We start from the raw sequence: 20,568 nt of genomic DNA, 5'->3' as shown, positions 1-20,568 counted from the left end.
TCCTTAATGTAGCTGGCTCATTGATGCGGATTCCACTGGCTCAGGGCGCGAGCGGCCTCGATGGCCAGTGGACTGAAGCGTTTGCAGAACACGTCGGCGTTCCAGTCGCTGAGCGACCCGGCGATATGAATGGCGCCCACCGGCACGCCGTCGTGGTCGCGGATAGCGGCGGCCAGCACGACTTCGCCCAACAGCGTTTCTTCTTCTTGAGAGGAATAGCCATCGCGGCGCGCGGCGTGCACTTTTTCCCAGATGTATTCACGATCTATCCGGGTCTTGGGCGTAATCAGCGTCAGTTCGGAGTCGGCGATGATCTGTTCGACGACCTCGTCGGGCAATGCGGCCATGCAGGCCCGCCCTCCCGTTGCCACGCACGTCGGCATGCGCCTTCCGGGCAAGGTCGCGTAGAAACGTTCTCGCTTGCTCTGCATGCGCGCGGCATACACGATGGTCAGGTTGTCGTGCTCGGCATCGAACAGGCTCAGATCCACGCGCTCGCCGGTGGTGGTGCGCAAGTCGCTGAGAATCGGCGCCGCCTTTTCGATCAGCGGGTTGGATCGCAGGTAATCGAACGCCCTGTCCAGCAACAAACGACCCAGCATCAGGCCGCCGCGCTCGGTCTGCTCGAGATAGCCCCGATTGAGCAAGGTCTGGCTGATGCGCTGCGCGGCACTCTTATTGATACCCGCCGCCGCCGCGATCTCGCTCAGGGATTTAGCGTCCGGCTTTTCGGCGAAGGCCTCCAGGACGTCCAGCGTCCGGGATACGGATTGCAGCAGCAGGCGGTCATCGATAGGAGGGAAGCGGTGTTTGATGCTCATGGTTCATTCCTGCTGAATGGGCCTGCGCCGGCCAGATGCGTCGAAGCGTCATATTTGCGCGTCGGGCAAGCGGACCGTCAGGCCATCCAGCGCGTTCGACATTTCGATCTGGCAGCACAAGCGACTGTTCGGGCGGCGCTCGCAGACGGTCGCGTCGAGCATTTCGTTTTCCAGGTCGGATACGGAAGGCAGTTTATCCAGCCAGGCCTCGTCTACATAAACGTGGCAGGTGGCACAGGCCAACGAGCCGCCGCATTCGCCCAGGATTCCTTTTACATGAGCGCCCAGCGCAGCGAGCATCACACTCTCGCCGCTGGCCGCCTCGACCTGGGTGCTGGAGGCCTGGGCATCGATGAAAATTATTTTCGGCATGAAGAATTTTCCTGTAGAGAGGTCAGGCAGCCTTCAAACGCAAGGGCAGATGCTTGAGGCTGCGCAACACGTTGTTGATGCGGCGCACGGGCTCCCCTTCGAGACTGATTTCGCGCACGCGCTGGGCAATGGCCGTCAGGATGCATTCGCCTTCCAGGCGCGCGATCATCTGGCCGATGCACATGTGAATACCGTTGCCAAGGGCGACGTGCCCCAGGCGGGAACGCGTCATGTCGTAGTCATCCGGGCGGTCCCAGAAATCGGGATCTCGGTTTGCCGACGCCAGGAACATCATGACCTTCCTGTCGGCGGGAATGCGTGTGCCGTCCACGATGACATCGCACATCGTCAGGCGCCCGACCGTCTGGATGGGGGTTTCGAGCCGCATGGCCTCTTCCAGGGCGGGCCGTGCCTGGCCGGGGTCGTCGCGCAACAGCGCATACTGTGCCGGATTCATGGCCAGGTACCACAGCGCGGCCGAAATGGCGCTGCTGGTGGTGTCCAGCCCGCCGCGCAAGAATGACCGCACCAGCAACGGCGCGAGTTCGGGTTCGAGTTCGCCCGCGTCGACGGCCTGGTACAGGCGGTCGCCGAAACCGCCCGGCAGCAGGTTCTCGCGTCGCATCATGGCGTCGTGCCACGGCATGATTGCGTCGGCGCGCTTCTGCGTCGCTTCGTAGCGGTCGTTCTTGGGGCCTTGCGCGTCGAAATTGAGCGCCCCGAGCAGGAACAGGTTGTCGCGGGTTTCCGGCGTGACTTCCAGGCCCAGGGCCGGCGGAAAGGTCGTGGAAATATACTGCTCGGCCAGATCGTAGACCCCATCTACGTATTCGCGCTGCAGCAGCTCGTCGACCAGGCGCTCCGCTTCTTTGGCGAAGGTCTCGCGCCAAGAACGGATCAGCTGGGGCGACATCGCTTTCTGCATGGCCGAGCGCACGTAGGTGTGCCGTGGCGGATCGACCTCGACGATGGCACTGGCGGGCCGCCAATTGCCGGGCTTGCGGATGTCGGCCACGCCCGAGCCGCCGGTGGACGAATAGGTCTTCCAGTCTTTGAGGGCGGGGTGCACGTCGCGATGGCGACCCATGACGTACATGTCGTACTTGGGCAGGAAGGCCACCGGCCCGGCCTGCCGCATGGCCGCGTGCATCGCATAGGGCGAGTGCAGCACGTCTTCGGCGTAGGGGTCGAGGGTCAGTTCGGGAGCCTGCCTGGGGGTGTCGGCGATGGCGTCAGTCATTATCAACTCTTACTGGCTATTCTCGTTGAGATCGATCCAGGCCTGGGCGACTTCCGCCCCGGTGGCGAACCACACGCCCGGGAAGGTCTTGATGTACTGGATCATTTCGCGCAGCAGCGCAATGCGGCCCGGCCGCCCCGTGACCTGCGGATGCATCACCAGGTCGTACAGCCCGCCCCACCGGTATATTTCGCGGAACTCGGCCTTGAAGATATCGGCCATATGGGCGTTCGAGCAGATGGTGCGGGGGTTCTTGATCGAGAACAGCGCATACGGCGCGTCGTCCAGGCTCCAGTGCCACGGAAGCTCGACGACGCCCTTGCTGCCGTCCGGCATTGTGTGGCGATACGGATTGATATCGTCCATCAGCGACGTGTCATACAGAAAGCCGTGCTTCTTGAGCAGCTCGAACAGCAAGGGGCTGACCTCGCCCGCCGGCGAGCGATAGCCTTTGGGCACCACGCCCACCGTGCGCTTGAGCGCCTCCAGCCCCTTTTCCATTTCTTCGATCTCGGCATCGTCGTCGCCGTCGGACCAGCGATGCGAATAGCTATGGTGGCCGACCTCGTGGCCGCCCTTCAGGATCAGCTCGACCTTGTCGGTGTGGTGCTCGGCCGTCCAGCCCGGCACGTAGAACGAGGCCTTGACCTCTTCTTCATGGAGCAGCTCGCAGATCTTGGGCACACCCACCTTGGCGCCGTAGGCGCCCTGGCTGACTATGCCCGGCCGCCTGGCGTTGGCCGGGTCGCGCGACGTCCACAGGGTTTCCGCGTCGAAATCAAAGGTCAGCATGACGGCGCAACGCGCTCCGCCGGGCCATTTGACACTCATGTCATGTTTCATCATTGGTACTCCTGGCGCATGCGACACGCCGCTCGTGAATCAGTAGTTGGGAATGTATCGGGCGGACAAATAGCCGCCGTCGACGGGCAAGGTCACGCCGCACACAAACGAAGCATCGTCCGAGGCCAGGAACGCAATCGCCGCGGCCTGCTCTTCGGGCTGGCAGACGCGGGCCATCGGAGTGGAAGACACCATCAGCTTGACGTAGTTGGGGTTCTGCAGATGCGCTTCGGTCATCGGCGTCACCACGACGCCCGGGGCAATGGCGTTGACCCGGATTCCCTGGTGAGCGACCTCGCTGGTCAGTTGCTGCGTGAACTGGGTCACTCCGGCCTTGGCCACGGCGTAGGCGGTGGTTCCGGGGTACCCCACCAGGCCGAAGATCGATGACAGGTTGACGATGCTGCCGCCCGGCCTGGGCAGGTGCGGCAGCACGGCCCGCGTGATGCGCATGAGCGACACCAGGTTGATGTCGACGATGCGCGCGAGCAGTGCGTCGTCAGAATCTTCCAGCCGCCGGGATCCTCCGACGCCGGCATTATTGACCAGCACATCGATGCGCCCGAACGCCTTGAGCGCGGCAGCGACGATAAGCTGCCCCGCTTCCGGCGCGGCGACGTCTACCGCCAGCCCCTCGCCGCCCGCAGAATGGGCGGTTTCAACGACTTCGGGCAACACATCGACCCACAGCACCGATGCCCCTTCGTCGGCAAACCGCCGGGCGGTCGCCGCGCCGATACCGCGCGCCGCACCCGTGACGATAATGGTCTTTCCCTCGAACCGCCGCATCGTGGCCATGCTTGCTCCGTAAGTGCGCCCGCCTCAGGCCTGCAGGCGCAGCGGCAGGGTTTTCAGACTGCGCAGGGCGTTATTCAGCCGCTGCGTCGTGGGCCCTTCCAGGCTCAACTTGCCGACTCGCTTGATCAGGGCATTGAGTACGCATTCGCCTTCCAGGCGGGCGATCATCTGGCCTACGCACATATGCACGCCGTGCCCCAGCGCCAGGTGGCCCACGGGGTTGCGCGCAATGTCGAATTCGTCGGGCCGGTCCCAGAAGGCCGGATCACGGTTGGCTGCACCCAGTTGCAGCATCACTTTCTTGTTTGCCGGAATCGTCACGCCGTCCACCACCGCATCGCGCATGGTGAGCCGGTAGGCCGTCTGCGACGGACTTTCCAGGCGCATGGTTTCGTCCAGCGCCGGGCGGGCCAACGAGGGATCTTCGCGCAGCCGGGCATACTGGGAAGGATCGCGGGCCAGGTAATACAGCACCGAGGAAATCATGGCGGTCGTCGTGTCCAGGCCGCCGCGCAGGAAAGAACGGATCAGCAACGGAGCCAGCTCCGGCGCCATCTGGCCGGCATCGGCCGCCTCGAAGATCTTGATCCCGAAGCCGCCGGGCATCAGGCTTTCGCGCTGCATGCTGGCCTGCTGCCAATCCTTGATGAGCGCGTCGGCGCGCTGCTGCGTAGCCAGGTAGCGGGCATTGCGCGGCCCCTGGCTATCGAAGTTGAGCTCGCCCATCAGGTACCAGTTCGCGCGCAGCTCAGGCGTATGCCGAATGCCCATGGCCTTGGGAAACGACGTGGAAACATAGGCTTCCGCCAGGTCTTGCACGCCGTCCACGTATTCTTTCTCGACCATTTCGCCGATCAGCCGCTCGGCCTCTTCTTCGAACCCCGCGCGCCAGCCACGGATGACCTGCGGCGACAGAATGCGCTGTATGACCGTGCGCACCTGCGTATGTTCGGGCGGATCCACGTCGCCGATGGGACTTCGGGCGCGCCAGGTGTCCGGCTCGCGCACGTCGGTCAGGCCGATGCCGCCGGAAGACGAGAAAGTCTCCCAATCTTTCATCGCGTCGCGCACCTGCCGATAACGCCCGATGGCGTAGACGCCGTAGCGCTTGAGATACACCGCCGGCGCCTGGCGGAGCTGTTCGAACATGGCAAACGGCGACTCGAGCACGGCATCGTCGTAAGGATCGATGTCGAGCTCGGGAGCCGCGACTGCAACCGCGACTTGGGTCATGGCCTGGTTCCTTTTCTGGACTGGTGCTGGATCAACTTGCTCGTCAGGCCGTCAGGCCTTCAACCCCCCATCGACGGGCATTGTCACGCCCGTGGTGTAGCTGGCTGCGTCGCTCAGGAAATACATGACGGCGTCGGCGATCTCGTCGGCCTGGCCGAACCTTCCCATCGGAATGCGGTTACGCATGACATCGACGGTCGGCGGCGCGGCGCCTCCCAGCTCGCTTGCTTTCACGAACATTTCCTGCGCCATGGGAGTGTCTATGGTGCCCGGGCATACGCAATTGACCCGGATGCCTTCGCGCGCGTGATTCAGCGCCAGGCTGCGCGCCAGCAGCGCCACGGCGCCCTTGGAAGCCGAGTACGCGGGCAGAAAGCCCGAACCGCCCAGGCCGGCGGTGGATGAGAACAGCACGATCGACCCCTTGCCGAGCTCGCGCATCTGCGGAACGAGCGCCTTGACGGCCAGCCAGGCCCCCTTGACGTTGACATCGAAGAGCCTGTCCCACTCTTCTTCGGTGTAGTCGATGGCGGGCTTGGGAATGCCGTTGATGCCCGCCGAAGCCACGAGAAACTCGGCGGGGCCGAAAGTCTGGCGCGACAGTTCCGCGGCCGCATTCACGTCCGCCGCCAGCGATGCGTCGCCCACGTAAGTGACGGCGTCGGGGCATGAGGCCCGGAGCGCTTCCAGGCCGGCCGCGTCGCGGTCGAACAGCATCAGCTTCGCGCCGTCGCGGGCCAGCCTCAAGGCACTGGCCTTGCCCAATCCCGAGGCCGCTCCGGTGACGAACGCCACGCGGCCCTGAAAGCGCGATTCAGACATGCTCTTTACCTCCCAGATAGAATTCGCGCAGTTCGTCCATGGCCACGCCATCGCCGACCTCGCGCTCATAAGCGATACGCCCGCCGCGGATCACATAGATGTAATCCGCGATGTCCAGCGCCATCCCGACGTTCTGTTCCACCAGCAGCAGCGTCAGGCCCAGTTCGCGCAAGGCGAGAATCGCCTCGGCGATTTCTTCCACGACTCTGGGCGCCAGCGCGGCCGACGGCTCGTCCAGCAGCAGCATGGAAGGACGCGACATGAGCGAGCGGCCGATGGCCAGCATCTGGCGTTCGCCGCCGGACAGCATGCCGGCCGCCACATTGCGGCGCTCTCGCAGGCGTTTGAAGCGCTGGTAAACACCTTCGAGGTCTTCGGCGATGCCGGCCTTGTCGCGGCGGCGGTGATAGGCCCCCATCAGCAGGTTTTCCTGGACGCTCATGCCCGCGAAGACTTCCTTGCCTTGCGGCACCAGCGACAGGCCCATGGCGGCGCGGCGCTCGACCGGGACGTCGTCGATGTCCTTGCCGTCGAAGACGATGTTGCCTTCCTGCAATGACACCAGGCCCACGATGCTTTTCAGGGTGGTGGATTTACCCGTGCCATTGCCGCCCAGCAGCGCAACCAGCCCGCCCTTGGGCACATCCAGCGTCACGCCATGCAATATGCGCGTGCGGCCGTAGCCCGCGATGATATTGTTAAGCTTTAGCACGGCGCTTCCATCCTGAACCGATATAAGCCTCGACCACGACCGGGTCGTTGACCACGGTCTCCGGGTGCCCGTGGGCGATCATGACCCCGCTATCGAGCACCACCACCTGGTCGCACAGTTCGCGCACTACGCGCATATCGTGCTCGACCAGCAGAATGCTCATGCCGAATTCGTCGCGCATCCTGCGGATGATGCTGATCAGCCTGTCGACATTCGGAGGCGACAGGCCGGCCGCCGGCTCATCGAGCAGGAACAGCTTGGGCATGCTGATGAGCCCGCGCGCAAGTTCCACCATGCGTTGCTGCCCGATAGACAGGTCGGTCGCCGGCCGTTTCGCGAATTGTTCCAGCTCGAACCACTGCAGCAGTTCACGCGCCTTGGCCCGCACCGCGTCTTCTTCCCGGACCGCCTGCGCGCGTCCCAGGATGGTGTCCAGGGTGCTGGATTGCATGCGGATGTGATGCGCGAGCAGCAGGTTTTCTTCGACGCTCAGCGAGCCGAACAATCGAATCATCTGAAAACTGCGCGCCATGCCCAGGCGTGCCCGCTTGTAGGGCGGCAGGGCCGTGACGTCCTGCCCGCCGAACAGGAACGATCCGCCATTGGTTTCGAGCTCGCCCGTGATCAGGTTGACCATGGTGGACTTGCCCGAACCGTTGGGCCCGATCAGGCCGACGATTTCGCCGACGCCGACCGACAGGCTGACATCCTTGACCGCCACCACGCCGCCGAACCGGCGATGAATGCCTCGGGCTTCCAGAATGGGAGCAGTGCTCATGCCTGGGCCTCCTTGGTGGCGCGCAGCTTGCGTACGCGGCCCGCGATACCTTCGGGCATCAGGGCAATGGCCAATATCAGCAGCACGCCGAAGAACAGCATGCGGTAGCGGGCCCAGTCGCCCAGCATCTCGGGCAGAAGGGTCAAGAGCGCCACGCCCAATATGGGCCCATAGAACGAGCCTTTGCCGCCGATGATCATCATTGCCACGATCGTGCAGGATATCCAGATGGTGTAGTCGTCGGGGGCGATGTTGCCCATGTAGTGGGCCATGAGCACGCCCGCCGCGCCGGCAAACGCCGCCGATGCGACGAAAGCGGTCAGCTTGGCACGGGTTGCGTTCAGGCCGATGGCCGAGGCCAGGACCTCGTCATCGCGCACCGCCACCCATTCGCGCCCCAGCCGCGACTTCACCAGCCGTTCGGCCACCGCCACCAGCACGACCGTCGCCGTCAGAATCAGCCAATAGTTGGCCCTCAAGCCGTCGATCGTGAATAAGTGCGCGCCGAACAACGAGACATCGCCCACCGGTTCCACCGGCAGGCCATTCTGCCCCCCGGTAAAAGACGTCCACTGCACCAGCCCCAGATAGACGATGGTCTGGAAGGCGATGGTCACGATAGCCAGGAAGTGCCCTTTCAGACGCAGCGCGGGAACGCCCAGCAGCAGGCCGCACAGCCCGGTGATGATCATTCCGGCCGGCAGGTGCACCCAGAAGCCGGTACCCAGGTCGCGCGACATGATGCCGGCGGTATAGGCGCCGATTCCGAAGAACGCCCCCTGGGCGAACGAAAACTGCCCGCAGAACCCGGTGACCAGGTTCAACCCGGTCGTCAGGATCACGTACACCAGCATCAGCAGCAGCAGCGACACGATATAGCTGCCCTGCACAAGGAACGGCACCGCCGCGAGCAGCAGCACCAGAATGAGGAGGGAGAGATTTTTCTTCATGAGCGTTGGAACGTCCTTCCGAACAGACCCTGCGGACGCAGCAGCAGGACGGCGATGACGATCACGAATCCGACGATGTCGCGCAAGCCGTTGCCCAGGTAGGCCGAGGTAAGGGATTCGACGATACCCAGCAGCAGGCCAGCCGCGGCCGCGCCGGCCACATTGCCCATGCCCCCCAGAATGACGACCGTGAATGCCTTGAGCACGATCATGTTGCCGATGATGGGGTACACCATGTACACCGATGACATCATGAAGCCCGCGATGCCTGCCAGCAGCGCCGACACGATGAAGGTAATGACGGCAACCCGCTGCACGCGCACGCCGCACATCCGGGCCACCATGGCATGCTGGGCCATGGCGCGCAGGCTGCGCCCCGTCCACGTGTAGCGCAGCACCAGGTACAGCACCGAAATCAGCGCCACCATGGCCACCGGAATCAGCAATTGCTGCAGCGGCAGGTAGACGGGCCCTATTTCGACGCCGATGGTGGAGTACTGGGTTTGCATCAGCATGGGGCTGGGACCGAAGCCTATCAGGGCCGAGTTCTGCAGCACTACCGCCAAGCCGAACGACGCAATAATGGAACTGGTTGCGTCGCGCTCTTTGAGCATCTTGTTCAGCAGCCCTTCGGCGCCCAGCCCCAGAATGATGGCCACCACCAGCACGCCGCCCAGGGCTGCCCAGATCGGCAGGCCATAGTTGATAACCAGGATCAGCCCCGTGTAGGCGCCCAGCATGTAGAACTCGCCATGGGCAAAGTTGACGACGCCCAGGATGCCGAACACCAGCGTCAGCCCGACAGCCACCAGCACATAGTTGCTGCCGTTGACGATGCCGTTGGCGAGATATTGCAGTAGAAGGTCCACGATCGCTTCTGCCTCGATTGATCAATAGTCGAGAACGCGTTTGCCGTTCTTGATGATCGCAATGAAATAGGGATAGTCGACACTGCCCTTTTCATTGAAGTCCGCCGTGGTTCCTTCGGGCCCCAGGCCAATTGGGAAGTCTTTCATGCCATTGGCCAGCATCTGCTGGATCGCGGCGCCGTCGGGCTTGCCCACGCGGCGCAGTGCCTCGATGCCGATGGCTGCCGAGTAATAACCAAGGGCGTTGAGCATGCCGGGGTCGTGGCCGTATTCCTTGCGGAAGCGCTCGCCAAAGGCGCGGCCGACTTTGTTGGGCGTGCTGGCTTCGTAGGCGGTGGCGACCGCGAAGTTTTCGGACGCCGGGCCCGCCAGCTTGATGAAATCGTCGCTCAGCATCGAACCGGAACCCACGAACTGGGTGCGCAGGCCCACCGACGCGGCCTGGCGCACGATGGTGGCTCCGTCCGCCGCCCAGCCGCCGATGTACACCACGTCGGGCTTGAGGGTGCGGATCCGGGTCAGGATGGTAGAGAAGTCCTGGTCGCCAATGTTGTACGACTCTTTGGCCACGATCTCGCCGCCCGCGGCCTTCACCACGTCGGAGGTCTGCTGGGCCAGGTCGGTGCCGTAGCCCGTCGTGTCGTGCAGGATGGCGACGCGCTTGGCCTTGAATTTGTGGACGATCGCGTTCGCGGTGTCGTTACCCTGGCCCGTGCTGTCGGCAAAGAAGCGGAAGAACCAGGGATCTCCCGGCGTGTTGGCGTCCGTGGCGATCGCGCCGGTGGAGCCGCCCGTCAGCATGGGCACCTTGAGTTCTTTGGCCACCTTCATGCTGGCAACGACCACGGCGGAAGCATAAGTGCCGATGATGAGAGGCACCTTTTCCTGCTCAATGAGCTTGCGAACCGCCAACACCCCCTTGGAGGTATTGCTTTCGTCGTCCTCGACCGCGAGTTCGATCTTGCGCCCCAGCACACCGCCCGCGGCGTTGGCTTCGGCGACGGCGAACTTGACGCCCTTGAAAACTTGATTGCCTTCGATGGAACCGTTACCCGACAGGGGCAACATGCAGCCTATGCGTATGGGCGACGAGTCTTGCGCTTTGACCAGAACCGGCAGCGCAAGGCCAGCCCCAAGCAACCCGAGCATATGACGACGAGAAATCCTGGACATGGAAGCCCCCTAGTTTGTATATCGAACAGGTATCCGAATTCGATGACCAATCAATCATCGTATTGCACAACGATACGACCGTATTTAAATAATGAACCGAGAACAGGCCGCGGGCAATAATTTTCTTGACCGGGAAAACCCTTGATTAATAAGGAAATTAAGGGTTAACCCGGCCTTGTGCGGGCATTTTTTGGCCGACGGAACCGCAACATGTCGCATCGATATACAATTCGTCCGTATCGACTAAAGATACGGCGTATTATTTTTTCCACACTGTGAGCGGGCCTCATGCAGCGTATCGTCATCGTGGGAGGCGGCCATGCCGCCTCGCAACTTTGTGCCAGCCTCGCCGAGGCCGGGCTTCGAACCGGCGTCACCCTGGTAAGCGCCGAGGCCCATCTGCCTTATCACCGCCCCCCGCTGTCCAAGGGATACCTCAAAGACCCCCAGGCCGAGCCCCAGTTGCTGCGCCCCGAGTCGGCCTACGAGGGGATGACCCTGCACCTGCGCACGCGCGCCGAACATATCGATGCCGAGGCCCGCAAGGTCACGCTCAGTGATGGCAGGGTCCTGCCCTACGACGCCCTGGTGCTTGCCACCGGCACCCGCCCCAGGCGCCTGCCCGGATTGCCCGCGGCGTTGGACAACCTGCACTATCTGCGCACCATCGACGATGCGCTGCGCCTGCGCGTGTCGTTAGCCGAGGCAAAGTCCGTCACCGTGCTTGGCGGCGGATTCATCGGCCTGGAGATCGCCGCGACCGCGGCGGCGCTGGGCAAGCGCGTCACGGTCTTCGAGATGGCCGACCGGCTGCTGGCCCGCGCGGTCTCGCCCGATGTTTCCGAGCATGTCGCAAACACGCTGCTGCAGGCCGGCATCACCTTGCAGCGCAATTGCGGGCCGATCGAGTTCCTGTGCCAGCAGCAGCGCGTGGATGCGCTGATCTGCCAGGGCGAGACGCACGCCGCCGACCTGCTGGTGGCCGGCATCGGCGCCGAGCCCGACACCGCGCTGGCCCAGTCTGCGGGCCTGGCCATCGATAACGGTATCGCCGTCGATGGCCATATGCGGACATCCGCCGCGCACATCTATGCAATTGGCGATTGCGTGAGTTTTCCCTATGCCCGCTGGAACCGGCGCCTGCGCCTGGAATCGGTGCAGAATGCCAACGACCAGGCGCGCACGCTCGCGGCGCTGCTGGCGGGACAGCAGCCGGCGCCCTACGCCGCCCTGCCCTGGTTCTGGTCCGACCTGGGCAGCCTGCGCCTGCAGATGGCCGGCCTGGCCCCCCAGGGCGCCGAATGCGTGACGCGGCCCGGCGCCAAGCCGGGCAGCTTTTCGATACTGCATTTCGCCCAGGGCAGGCTGGCTTGCGTGGAATCGATCAATGCGCCGGTCGATCATATTGCCGCGCGCAAGCTGCTGGAAAAAGACCAGCTTCCCGACCAGGCGGTGCTGGCCGACCCGGCCATACCTTTGAAGGCCCATCTCTGAACGCCCGGCCGCCGTGCCGGAAGGCGGCTACTCGTTTTTTTCTTGCCGGCTGACGGCGATAAGGTGTTCGAGCAGCCTGCGCTCGGTGGCGTCGCGCTCGGATGGCTGCCAGGCATAGGTGCCCTGCCCGGACTTGGCGCCGATATTGCCGGCTTCGACTTTTTCGCGGAACATGCGCGGCGCCTGCCCGGCATTGCTGAGCGAGGGCGCCAGGTAGTCCATGATGTCGCTGGTAAGGTCCAGCCCGATGAAATCGGCGTTTCTGAGCGGGCCGATCTCGGGCAGCCGGCGCCCGAAAGTCAGGCGGGCCACCAGGTCTACGGTTTCGGGCGCGCAGATGCCTTGTTCGACAATGTGCGCCGCCTCGCGCACCAGCGCGAACTGCATGCGATTGCCCACAAACCCCGGCACGTCGCGATACACCTCTACCGGGATCTTGCCGGCCTGCTCCAGCCATGCGATGACGCGCTGTACGACGCGCTTGTCGGTCTGTTCGCCATGCACGACTTCGACCAGGGGCATCAGATACGGCGGGTTCCACCAGTGCGTGCCTACGATGCGCGACGCCAGCGCGGAGCCCGCGGCGATTTCGGTGATGCGCAGCACCGAGGTATTCGAGGCAACGATGCAGTGCGGATTGGCGGCGTCGATGGCCCGCACCAGTTCGCGCTTGATGTCGAGCTTTTCGGGCGCGGCCTCTACGACCAGGTCGCAGTCTTCGACACACTGCTCCAGCGTGTCGCTGATGCGCACGTCCACGGGCCGGCTCTGGCCCAGCAGCTCGAGGTGACCGGCAATACGGCGTGGCACGTCGGCGCGCACGGCGGGGTTCGGATCCCAGATGGCCACCTGAAACCCCGCCACCATGAATGCCTGCGCAATGCCATGCCCCATCAGTCCCGCGCCCAGCACCGATACCCGCGCGCGGCTGTCTGTCGTTTGATTCATGCTGATTCTCCCGGCCACACCCAAGCCGCCAGTTTGCCGGTTTCGCGATGCAGATACCACTGCTGCGCCGGCGATTCAGCGTGACAGCAGACCTTCGGCCAGTTGGTAGGCGCCCAGCGCAGCCAGGCTGAGCATGAAACACAGGCGGAACATCCGCGGCGACAGCACGCGACGCAGGCGCTGGCCGGCGGCCATGCCCAGCAGCGCCGGCGCCAGCATGGCAAACGAGACGCCCGCCGCCCCCGCGCCATAGCTGCCGTTGAGCCACAGGCCGACGGCCAGCGCCACTGTAGACACCGTGAACGACACGCCCATGGCCTGGATCAGGTCGTCTTTGTTCAGCCCCAGCGATTGCAGGTACGGCACGGCGGGCACCACGAACACCCCGGTCAACGCGGTGATCACACCGGTCAGCAGCCCGGCGCAAGGGCCCAGCCAGGGCTCGGCGCGGGCCGGCAGCGCGGGCGGCGTGCCGAACAGCCCCCAGCCTGCATAGGCAAGCAGCGCCGCGCCCAGCGCCGCAGCGCCCCAGGCGCCCGCCGGCGGCCCGAAGAGAGCCGCGCCCGCCAGCGTGCCCGCGCAGACGCCCAGTTGCAAAGTGCCGATGCGCTGCAGCAGCGGCGCCAGCCTGCGCACGGGCCCCGCCTGCCACAGGTTGGTAATGAGCGACGGCACCACCAGCAGCGCCGCCGCCGTGGCCGGGGGCATGAATAGCGCCAACAACGCCATGGAAATCGTGGGTAGGCCCAGGCCCACCACTCCCTTGATCATGCCGGCCAGCAAGAACACGGCGGCCACGGCGGCCAGCAGTCCGGGCGCGAAGCCCGGCAGAAAATCAGCAAAGTTCATGGAACAGGCGTAGGCGGCGCCATCCGCGCCGCGTTTGAAAATAGGCGGATGATGGCCATTCTTGCCTGCAGGCATGCGGCTGCCAATGCGGATGTGCCGCATCCAGGCTCAGGCTAAACCTGATACTGGCGTGCTAGCATCGCCGCATGCGCTTCGACCTGACCGACCTGCGGCTGTTCCTGGCCATATACGAAGCCGGCACCATAACCGGCGGTGCCCAGCGTTGCCACATGACGCTGGCGTCGGCCAGTGAAAGGGTGCGCGGCATGGAACAGGATCTGGGCGTGCCGCTGCTGACACGTCAGCGGCACGGCGTGCACCCCACGGCCGCGGGCCGCGCTTTGCTGCATCACGCGCGCAACGTACTGGCCCATGTAGATCGCATGCGCGGCGACCTGGACCAGTTCGGCCAAGGTCTGAAGGGGCACGTCAGGCTCTTGTGCAATACCGCCGCGCTGAGTGAACATCTGCCCGATCTGCTGGGCGGCTTCCTGTTGCAGCACCCCCGGGTTTCGGCAGACGTAGACGAAAAAACCAGCACGGACATCGCACACGCGCTGCGCGAGGGAGCCGCCGATATCGGCATCGTGGCGGATTCTGCCGATATACAGGGCTTGCAGGCCTACCCGTTCCGCCCCGACCCCCTGGTGGTGGTAGCGCCGCGAGGCCATCCCCTGGCGGCGCGCCGCCATGTGGCCCTTGCCGACCTGGCCGGGCTGGACTTTGTCGGCCTTGCCGAAGGCAGCGCCTTGCAGGACCACATCGCCCAGCATGCGCGCCGCGCCGGCGTTGTGCTGAACACCCGCATACGGCTGCGCAGCTTCGATGCCGTATGCCACCTGGTGGGGCGCGGCGTGGGCGTGGGGATTGTGCCGGACGCGGCGGCCCGCCGTTGCGCACGCAAGGCAGGCATCAGGGCGGTGCCCCTGGATGCGCCGTGGGCGCGGCGCAACTTGCTTCTGTGCGTGCGGCGCGCCGACGACCTGCCTGCCTACGCCGTGCAGCTGCTCGACTATCTGCGCGCGGCGGCGCTGCCCGCCGCGGCCCGCCCCCACTGAGCACACGCCGCTAATCGGGCCAGCGCGCCTGGGCAAAGTGCGCCGCCAGGAAGTCCAGCACCGCCCGCACTCGCGGAGGGACATGCCGCCTGGTGGGATATACGGCGTATATGCCGAGCTCGGCGCCGCGATATTGCGGCATCAGCTCCAGCAGCGTGCCTTTGCGCAAGGCGTCTCCTACCAGGAAGGTAGGCTGGAAAACGATGCCCAGCCGTGCCAGCGCGGCTGCCACGCAGGTGTCGCCATTGTTGGCGCGCATGATGGGCTGGATGCGGACGCTGACCTCGCCCTCGGGGCCATGGAAGCGCCATTCGTCTCGGCCGGACCAATAACTGTAGGCGATGGTCGAATGCGTCACCAGCTCGCGGGGATGCTCCGGCATGCCATGCTCGCGGATGTAATCGGGCGATGCGCACAGCACCATGCGCGTGGACGCCAGGCGGCGGCTCACAAGCGTGGAATCGGGCAACTGGGAGATCCGCACCGCCACGTCGTAGCCCTCGTCGACCAGATCGACGAGCCGGTCCGAGAGGGTGATATCGAGGACAAGCCTGGGATGGTGCGCCTTGAACTCGGCCCACAGCGGCGCCAGGTGGCATACGCCGAACGTCAGGGGGGCATTGATGCGCAACAGGCCGCCTACCTCGGCGCTGCGGCTGTTGACTTCGGTTTCGGCATCTTCGACTTCGGCCAGCAACACCTTGCATCGCTCGTAGAACAACTGCCCCTCTTCGGTCAGGGACTGGCGGCGCGTGGTCCGTTGCATCAAGCGCACGCCCAGACGCGTCTCGAGCTCGGTGACATGGCGCGAAACGCCCGCCTTGGACATGCGCAAGGCTTCGGCGGCCTTGACGAAGCTGCCCGCCTCGACCACGGCCGTGAATACCCGCATTTCTTCGAACCGGTCCATATTGACCACCAAATTGGAACAATGTGTCCACGAATGGGCTGTTTATCTCGAAGCAATGCGCAATTACAGTAAGGCATTGCTCGCCGGACCTATCCCGGCATACCTACATCACGGACTTCGATCATGCAAGCTCAGCCTACTCTTTTTGTATCGCACGGCGCACCAACTTTCGCAATCGAACCGGGCGCTGCCGGCCCCCTGCTGGCAGAGCTTGGCCGGCAGCTGCCCAGGCCGCAGGCCATCGTGGTGGTGTCGCCGCATTGGATGACCCGGGACCTGGCGGTTACCGCCGCGCTTCATCCGCAGACCATTCATGATTTCGGCGGCTTTCCGGCGGCGCTGTATGCGCTGCAGTATCCCGCGCCCGGCAACCCGGCGCTGGCCGCGCGCGTCGCCGACCTGCTGGGCGCGTCCGGCTACCCGGTGCGGCTGGATCCGGAGCGCGGACTGGACCATGGGGCCTGGGTGCCGCTGCTGCACATGTTTCCCGACCATGACGTGCCCGTGCTCCAGCTGTCGCTTCCCGCGTCGATCGAACCCGCATCGGCGTGGGAACTGGGCCGCCGCCTGGCGCCGCTGTCGGCCGAGGGCGTGCTGGTCATCGGATCGGGCAGCCTGACACATAACCTGTACGAGTTCCGGCAAAGCGGTGGCGCGGATGAGGCGTATGTGCGTGATTTCACGAACTGGGCGCGCGCAGCCGTGCGGACGCACGATCGCAATGCCCTGGTGAACTACCTGCAATCCGCGCCCCAGGCCCGCCGCGCCCATCCCACGCCAGAGCATTATCTGCCGCTGCTCATCGCCGCCGGAGCCGCCGCGCCGCACGCCGAAGTGCAAGTGCTGGACGGCGGCGTCACTCATGGCGTGCTGTCTATGGACGCCTACGTGTTCAAGGCGCCGGCGCTGGCTTAGCGGCTGCGGTCTCAGGACTATTGCGCAGCCACACCAGGGTTTTCTGGCCCGCCCGCCCGTCGGCCGGCAGGCCAGCCTCGCGCTGCACCGCCTGCAGCGCCGCCCGGGTCCGTGCGCCGATAATGCCGTCCGGCTTGCCGATATCGTGGCCGTGCGCGATCAGCAGCGACTGCAATTCGCGCCGCTCGGCGCGCGAAAGACCGGGGTCGTCGGTGGGCCATGCGCGTACGAAGGGCCCGCCGCCGCGCAGCCGGTCGGCCAGGTGCACGATGGCCAACGCATAGCTTTCGGCGGCGTTATAGGAATACACGGCGTCGAAGTTGCGCGTGACCAGGAAGGCCGGCCCTTGGGGGCCGGCGGGCAGCAACAGGCCCGCCTGCATGTCGCCCGCCGGCAGCGGCTGGCCGTCGGCGCGCGCCACGCCCTGGGCCGCCCACGCCGACATGGGCCGCTTGTTGCGCCGGCCCGCGCCGCTGGTATCGAGCCCCGCGGGCAACGCCACCTCGAAGCCCCATGGCAGGTCGGGCTTCCACCCGGCTCGCTTCAGGAAGTTGGCGGTGGACGCCAGCGCATCGGGGACGCTGTCGACCAGATCGCGACGTCCGTCGCCGTCGAAATCGATGGCCAGGCGCAGATAGGTCGAAGGCATGAATTGCGTCTGGCCGAAGGCGCCGGCCCAGGACCCGTTCAGGCGATCCGGGCTGAGATGTTCCTGCTGGATGATCTTCAGGGTGGAAAAGAATTCGCCCCGGAAATATGCCTGGCGGCGCCCGAAGCACGACAAGGTCGATAACGATGTCAGCAGCGGCCGACCGCCCAGCTGCCGGCCGAAATTGCTTTCGACGCCCCATACCGCTGCCACCGTAGCCGGATCGACGCCGAACTGCTGTTGCGCGCGGTCCAGTTCAGGCCGCCACTGCTGCAAGGCCTGGCGTCCGTCGGCAACGCGTTCGTCATCGACAAGCGCCGCCAGGTAATCCCAGATGGGGGTCTTGAACTCGGGCTGCGCATCGAGCGACGCGATGACGCTCATATCGGGCGTCAGGCCCTGCGTGTGCGCATCATAGGTGCCGGCCGACACGCCTTGCTGGAGCGCCTGGCCGCGCAACTGCGCAAGACAATCGGCAAACGCAGCGGTATCGGCGGCGCTGGCCCCGCTGGGCGCCGGAGCGGCATGCAGGCCGCCCATCAGGACGGAAAGGCAAAGCGCGGAACAGTATCGACGTGTCATGGGCACGATTCTAAGGCAGGCGCATACCGCAAAGATTCGCGGCGCCTGCGCGTAAGTATCGTGCTGTAACGCGCGCTAGCCCTGCTGCAGCGCCTGCAACTCGGCCTCGTCGAATCCCGCCTGCCGCCGCGCCGCAAGGTTGAAGGGGCCGCGCAACCGGGGCGCGCCGTAGCGTTCGGCCATTTCGGCGTAGCACGCCAGCGGATCGAGCTGGCGTTGCGCGCACAGGTGCCGATACCACCGGTTGCCGATGGCAACGTGGCCGATCTCGTCGCGCAGGATGATTTCAAGAATGGCGGCGCCGGCCGCATCGCCCGCGCCGGCCAGCTTGTCGCGAATCAGCGGCGAAGCGTCCAGGCCGCGCGCTTCGAGCGTGCGCGGCACCAGGGCCAGCCGCGCCAGCAGATCGTCGCACGTTTTTTCTGCCATTTCCCATAGCCCGTTATGGGCCGGGAAGTCGCCATAGGCGTAGCCCAGCGAACCCAGGTGATCGTTGAGCAATTCGAAGTGATAGGCTTCTTCGCGCGCCACGCGCAGCCAGTCCAGGTAGAACTCCGCTGGCATGGCGGTGTAGCGCCAGACGGCATCCAGGGCGAGGTTGATCGCGTTGAATTCGATATGCGCCAGGGCGTGCAGCAGGGCAGCCCGGCCTTCGACGGATTGGACCGACCTTTGCCTGACCTGCGAGGGCGGCACCAACGGCGGCATATCCGGCCGGCCGGGCAGCGCGGGCGGCGCGTCGAGGCATGCGGCGGGATCGACATGCGCGGCGTCGCCGATGGCGCGCACGGCAGCCAGCTTGGCGGGCCAACTGCGTTCGGCCAGAGCGGCCAGGGCCAGGTGGCGGAGCGAATCGGAAGGAGTCGGGGCGGTCATGCAGGCAAGGTGTCCAGCGGCGGCGCGAGCGCTGCGCCGCCCTACACTTTATCATTGCGCCATGAGCTCTTCTGCCCGTCTTGGTATCGAAACCTCGTTGGCCCATGTGGATGCGCAGCAATGGAATGCCTTGGCAGGCACGCAGCCGTTTTTACGCCATGAGTTCCTGTCGGCCCTGCATGACACGGGTTGCGCGGCGCCATCCACGGGCTGGACTCCGTACTATCTGGTATTGCGACGCGACGGCCGGCTGGCCGGCGCTGCGCCGCTATATCTTAAAACGCACTCGCGCGGCGAGTATGTTTTTGATTATGCGTGGGCCGATGCATTCGAGCGCCACGGGCTGCGGTATTACCCCAAGCTGCTGGCCGCAGTGCCCTTCACCCCCGTTGCCGGGCCGCGCCTGCTGGCCGGCAACGCACAGGACCGCCTGGAACTCGCGCGCGGCCTTATCGAACTGGCACAGGGCCTGCAGGTATCTTCGCTGCACGTGTTGTTTCCCGACGATGACGACCTGCAAGCATTACGCAAGGCCGGCTACATGGTGCGCGAGGGCGTGCAGTTCCATTGGCGCAACGCCGGCTATGCGCACCTGGACGAGTTTCTCGCGGCGCTGAACCACGATAAGCGCAAGAAGATCCGCCAGGACAGCAAGAAAGTCCGCAATGCCGGCGTGACTTTCCGGTGGCTGCGCGGCGCGCAGATCGACGATGACATGCTGGCATTCTTTTATCGGTGCTATTGCCACACATACTTCACCCACGGCAATCCGCCGTATCTGAGCCAGGCTTTCTTCCAGCGGCTGCGGGCACGGCTGCCGCACGCCCTGGTGCTGATTGTCGCCATGCGCGACGGCGCGCCCATTGCCGCGGCGTTGAACATGCAAGGCGGCGACACGCTGTACGGCCGGTATTGGGGCGCGCTGGAGTTCGTGCCGGGCCTGCATTTCGAGACTTGCTACGCGCAGTCCATCGCCTACTGCATTGAAGAACGGCTGGCCTGCTTCGAAGGCGGCGCACAAGGTGAACACAAGATGGCGCGCGGCCTGCTGCCCGCCCCCACCTGGTCGGCGCACTGGATCGCCGATGCCCGGTTCGCCGCGGCGGTCGAGGACTTCCTGGAGCGCGAGAGCGCTGCGATAAACAGCTATATGGGCGAACTGGAAGCCCATACGCCGTTCCGGCGCTCCTACAAGAAGTGATCCAGCAGCCGGCGGCTGTGCCGGTCGAGCGCCGCGACGTCGCGCACCAGATAGTGAATGCCATGACTGTCGGCAATCAGCAATGCGTTGCCGGCCAGGCGCCGTATGTCTTCTTCGCCCTTCAGCGTGAATTCGGTGGGCCCGCGGTCGGTGCGGACCTGCCACACGGTGGGCGTGGCCGCCCGTGACACCGCATCGATGCGCCGGATTTCCGGCATGAACTCGCGGCCGGCGAGCGCGTCTTCGATTTGCCGCAGCGTGTCGGATGGCAAGTCGCCCGGACGGTCGAGCCACAGCAGTTCATGCCCCTGGGCGTCCAGGATGGATACCCCATCGCCGGGCGCGCTGATCGGAAATGCACGAACCACCTGCACGCCCTCGTGCGGCCGGCCGTGCGCCGCCACATAGACCAGGCGGCCTTGTTCGTTGCGATACAGCTCGAATGCGGGATAAGTCATGACGGATTCCGCTGCGG

General features: G+C 65.1%; 22 protein-coding genes. 4 read left to right on the top strand and 18 right to left on the bottom strand.

Annotated elements, in window-relative coordinates; genetic code table 11:
- Positions 1-17: 17 nt before the first annotated feature.
- Genes CAL18_RS05105 through CAL18_RS05050 form a run of 12 tightly spaced genes read right to left on the bottom strand, consistent with a single transcriptional unit; the run spans position 18 to position 10,611 of the window.
- Positions 18-821: an IclR family transcriptional regulator gene (locus tag CAL18_RS05105; RefSeq protein WP_026640492.1), complete on the bottom strand. Its 804-nt coding sequence runs from the start codon at positions 819-821 to the stop codon at positions 18-20.
- 48 nt (positions 822-869) lie between these two features.
- Complete coding sequence (locus tag CAL18_RS05100; protein WP_026640491.1) at positions 870-1,193, bottom strand: 2Fe-2S iron-sulfur cluster-binding protein; 324 nt, start codon at positions 1,191-1,193, stop codon at positions 870-872.
- A gap of 22 nt (positions 1,194-1,215) precedes the next feature.
- Positions 1,216-2,433 (bottom strand): cytochrome P450, encoded by a 1,218-nt coding sequence (locus CAL18_RS05095; protein ID WP_094817436.1) that lies wholly within the window; start codon positions 2,431-2,433, stop codon positions 1,216-1,218.
- A 9-nt stretch (positions 2,434-2,442) separates the two neighbouring features.
- On the bottom strand, positions 2,443-3,264 hold the full coding sequence (locus tag CAL18_RS05090; RefSeq protein ID WP_231494592.1) for a polysaccharide deacetylase family protein: 822 nt from the start codon (positions 3,262-3,264) through the stop codon (positions 2,443-2,445).
- Between the two features lie 51 nt (positions 3,265-3,315).
- Positions 3,316-4,074: an SDR family NAD(P)-dependent oxidoreductase gene (locus CAL18_RS05085; RefSeq protein WP_249278374.1), complete on the bottom strand. Its 759-nt coding sequence runs from the start codon at positions 4,072-4,074 to the stop codon at positions 3,316-3,318.
- A 24-nt stretch (positions 4,075-4,098) separates the two neighbouring features.
- Positions 4,099-5,307 (bottom strand): cytochrome P450, encoded by a 1,209-nt coding sequence (locus CAL18_RS05080; protein ID WP_094817435.1) that lies wholly within the window; start codon positions 5,305-5,307, stop codon positions 4,099-4,101.
- Positions 5,308-5,358: 51 nt separating this feature from the next.
- Entirely contained in the window at positions 5,359-6,129 is a 771-nt protein-coding gene (locus CAL18_RS05075; protein ID WP_026640486.1) for an SDR family NAD(P)-dependent oxidoreductase, read from the bottom strand.
- Positions 6,122-6,841 (bottom strand): ABC transporter ATP-binding protein, encoded by a 720-nt coding sequence (locus CAL18_RS05070; RefSeq protein WP_026640485.1) that lies wholly within the window; start codon positions 6,839-6,841, stop codon positions 6,122-6,124. The genes CAL18_RS05075 and CAL18_RS05070 overlap by 8 nt, the downstream gene beginning before the upstream one ends.
- Positions 6,828-7,619, bottom strand: coding sequence for an ABC transporter ATP-binding protein (locus CAL18_RS05065; protein ID WP_026640484.1), 792 nt, complete (start codon positions 7,617-7,619; stop codon positions 6,828-6,830). Before CAL18_RS05065 ends, CAL18_RS05070 begins: the two co-directional genes overlap by 14 nt.
- Positions 7,616-8,569 (bottom strand): branched-chain amino acid ABC transporter permease, encoded by a 954-nt coding sequence (locus CAL18_RS05060; protein WP_094796208.1) that lies wholly within the window; start codon positions 8,567-8,569, stop codon positions 7,616-7,618. The genes CAL18_RS05065 and CAL18_RS05060 overlap by 4 nt, the downstream gene beginning before the upstream one ends.
- Complete coding sequence (locus CAL18_RS05055; RefSeq protein WP_026640482.1) at positions 8,566-9,438, bottom strand: branched-chain amino acid ABC transporter permease; 873 nt, start codon at positions 9,436-9,438, stop codon at positions 8,566-8,568. Before CAL18_RS05055 ends, CAL18_RS05060 begins: the two co-directional genes overlap by 4 nt.
- 21 nt (positions 9,439-9,459) lie before the next feature.
- Entirely contained in the window at positions 9,460-10,611 is a 1,152-nt protein-coding gene (locus tag CAL18_RS05050) for an ABC transporter substrate-binding protein (RefSeq protein ID WP_026640481.1), read from the bottom strand.
- Positions 10,612-10,899: 288 nt separating this feature from the next.
- Here CAL18_RS05050 and CAL18_RS05045 point away from each other — a divergent pair, with 288 nt between their 5' ends.
- The gene (locus tag CAL18_RS05045) at positions 10,900-12,105 is read left to right on the top strand and encodes an NAD(P)/FAD-dependent oxidoreductase (protein WP_094796207.1); all 1,206 of its coding nucleotides are present in this window, start codon (positions 10,900-10,902) and stop codon (positions 12,103-12,105) included.
- A gap of 27 nt (positions 12,106-12,132) precedes the next feature.
- Here the strand turns inward: CAL18_RS05045 and CAL18_RS05040 are convergent, their stop codons facing one another.
- A complete protein-coding gene (locus CAL18_RS05040) occupies positions 12,133-13,053 on the bottom strand; it encodes a 3-hydroxyacyl-CoA dehydrogenase family protein (RefSeq protein WP_094817434.1) in 921 nt (306 codons plus the stop codon).
- Positions 13,054-13,128: 75 nt separating this feature from the next.
- Complete coding sequence (locus tag CAL18_RS05035) at positions 13,129-13,902, bottom strand: sulfite exporter TauE/SafE family protein (RefSeq protein WP_026640478.1); 774 nt, start codon at positions 13,900-13,902, stop codon at positions 13,129-13,131.
- Between the two features lie 146 nt (positions 13,903-14,048).
- Here CAL18_RS05035 and CAL18_RS05030 point away from each other — a divergent pair, with 146 nt between their 5' ends.
- Positions 14,049-14,960 carry a LysR family transcriptional regulator gene (locus CAL18_RS05030; protein ID WP_094817433.1) on the top strand — a complete coding sequence of 304 codons (912 nt, stop codon included), beginning with the start codon at positions 14,049-14,051 and terminating at the stop codon, positions 14,958-14,960.
- Between the two features lie 10 nt (positions 14,961-14,970).
- On the opposite strand, the gene CAL18_RS05025 is transcribed toward CAL18_RS05030, so the two are convergent.
- Positions 14,971-15,870 (bottom strand): LysR family transcriptional regulator, encoded by a 900-nt coding sequence (locus tag CAL18_RS05025; protein ID WP_094796204.1) that lies wholly within the window; start codon positions 15,868-15,870, stop codon positions 14,971-14,973.
- Positions 15,871-15,993: 123 nt separating this feature from the next.
- Here CAL18_RS05025 and CAL18_RS05020 point away from each other — a divergent pair, with 123 nt between their 5' ends.
- Entirely contained in the window at positions 15,994-16,785 is a 792-nt protein-coding gene (locus tag CAL18_RS05020) for a dioxygenase family protein (RefSeq protein WP_094817432.1), read from the top strand.
- Here CAL18_RS05020 and CAL18_RS05015 read toward each other — a convergent pair.
- Together CAL18_RS05015 and CAL18_RS05010 are read right to left on the bottom strand one after the other, a co-directional pair.
- On the bottom strand, positions 16,763-17,974 hold the full coding sequence (locus CAL18_RS05015; RefSeq protein ID WP_249278377.1) for a lytic murein transglycosylase: 1,212 nt from the start codon (positions 17,972-17,974) through the stop codon (positions 16,763-16,765). The two genes, CAL18_RS05020 and CAL18_RS05015, sit on opposite strands and share 23 nt — an antisense overlap.
- 117 nt (positions 17,975-18,091) lie before the next feature.
- Complete coding sequence (locus CAL18_RS05010) at positions 18,092-18,892, bottom strand: ferritin-like domain-containing protein (RefSeq protein WP_026640473.1); 801 nt, start codon at positions 18,890-18,892, stop codon at positions 18,092-18,094.
- 61 nt (positions 18,893-18,953) lie between these two features.
- On the opposite strand from CAL18_RS05010, the gene CAL18_RS05005 reads away from it, so the two are divergent.
- The gene (locus CAL18_RS05005; protein WP_094796201.1) at positions 18,954-20,093 is read left to right on the top strand and encodes a GNAT family N-acetyltransferase; all 1,140 of its coding nucleotides are present in this window, start codon (positions 18,954-18,956) and stop codon (positions 20,091-20,093) included.
- On the opposite strand, the gene CAL18_RS05000 is transcribed toward CAL18_RS05005, so the two are convergent.
- The gene (locus CAL18_RS05000) at positions 20,081-20,551 is read right to left on the bottom strand and encodes a DUF1854 domain-containing protein (protein ID WP_094796200.1); all 471 of its coding nucleotides are present in this window, start codon (positions 20,549-20,551) and stop codon (positions 20,081-20,083) included. The genes CAL18_RS05005 and CAL18_RS05000 overlap by 13 nt on opposite strands.
- Between the last annotated feature and the right edge of the window lie 17 nt (positions 20,552-20,568).

Source organism: Bordetella genomosp. 7, assembly GCF_002261415.1.
Lineage (GTDB): Bacteria > Pseudomonadota > Gammaproteobacteria > Burkholderiales > Burkholderiaceae_B > Bordetella_A.
This window is presented reverse-complemented; position numbering and strand designations above follow the sequence as displayed.

Excerpts from the sequence above, each read along its gene's own strand:
- CAL18_RS05105 (WP_026640492.1), bottom strand. The coding sequence starts at position 821 with ATGAGCATCAAACACCGCTTCCCTCCTATCGATGACCGCCTGCTGCTG.
- CAL18_RS05100 (WP_026640491.1), bottom strand. The coding sequence starts at position 1,193 with ATGCCGAAAATAATTTTCATCGATGCCCAGGCCTCCAGCACCCAGGTC.
- CAL18_RS05095 (WP_094817436.1), bottom strand. The coding sequence starts at position 2,433 with ATGACTGACGCCATCGCCGACACCCCCAGGCAGGCTCCCGAACTGACC.
- CAL18_RS05090 (WP_231494592.1), bottom strand. The coding sequence starts at position 3,264 with ATGAGTGTCAAATGGCCCGGCGGAGCGCGTTGCGCCGTCATGCTGACC.
- CAL18_RS05085 (WP_249278374.1), bottom strand. The coding sequence starts at position 4,074 with ATGGCCACGATGCGGCGGTTCGAGGGAAAGACCATTATCGTCACGGGT.
- CAL18_RS05080 (WP_094817435.1), bottom strand. The coding sequence starts at position 5,307 with ATGACCCAAGTCGCGGTTGCAGTCGCGGCTCCCGAGCTCGACATCGAT.
- CAL18_RS05075 (WP_026640486.1), bottom strand. The coding sequence starts at position 6,129 with ATGTCTGAATCGCGCTTTCAGGGCCGCGTGGCGTTCGTCACCGGAGCG.
- CAL18_RS05065 (WP_026640484.1), bottom strand. The coding sequence starts at position 7,619 with ATGAGCACTGCTCCCATTCTGGAAGCCCGAGGCATTCATCGCCGGTTC.
- CAL18_RS05060 (WP_094796208.1), bottom strand. The coding sequence starts at position 8,569 with ATGAAGAAAAATCTCTCCCTCCTCATTCTGGTGCTGCTGCTCGCGGCG.
- CAL18_RS05050 (WP_026640481.1), bottom strand. The coding sequence starts at position 10,611 with ATGTCCAGGATTTCTCGTCGTCATATGCTCGGGTTGCTTGGGGCTGGC.
- CAL18_RS05045 (WP_094796207.1), top strand. The coding sequence starts at position 10,900 with ATGCAGCGTATCGTCATCGTGGGAGGCGGCCATGCCGCCTCGCAACTT.
- CAL18_RS05040 (WP_094817434.1), bottom strand. The coding sequence starts at position 13,053 with ATGAATCAAACGACAGACAGCCGCGCGCGGGTATCGGTGCTGGGCGCG.
- CAL18_RS05035 (WP_026640478.1), bottom strand. The coding sequence starts at position 13,902 with ATGAACTTTGCTGATTTTCTGCCGGGCTTCGCGCCCGGACTGCTGGCC.
- CAL18_RS05030 (WP_094817433.1), top strand. The coding sequence starts at position 14,049 with ATGCGCTTCGACCTGACCGACCTGCGGCTGTTCCTGGCCATATACGAA.
- CAL18_RS05025 (WP_094796204.1), bottom strand. The coding sequence starts at position 15,870 with ATGGACCGGTTCGAAGAAATGCGGGTATTCACGGCCGTGGTCGAGGCG.
- CAL18_RS05020 (WP_094817432.1), top strand. The coding sequence starts at position 15,994 with ATGCAAGCTCAGCCTACTCTTTTTGTATCGCACGGCGCACCAACTTTC.
- CAL18_RS05015 (WP_249278377.1), bottom strand. The coding sequence starts at position 17,974 with ATGGGCGGCCTGCATGCCGCTCCGGCGCCCAGCGGGGCCAGCGCCGCC.
- CAL18_RS05010 (WP_026640473.1), bottom strand. The coding sequence starts at position 18,892 with ATGACCGCCCCGACTCCTTCCGATTCGCTCCGCCACCTGGCCCTGGCC.
- CAL18_RS05005 (WP_094796201.1), top strand. The coding sequence starts at position 18,954 with ATGAGCTCTTCTGCCCGTCTTGGTATCGAAACCTCGTTGGCCCATGTG.
- CAL18_RS05000 (WP_094796200.1), bottom strand. The coding sequence starts at position 20,551 with ATGACTTATCCCGCATTCGAGCTGTATCGCAACGAACAAGGCCGCCTG.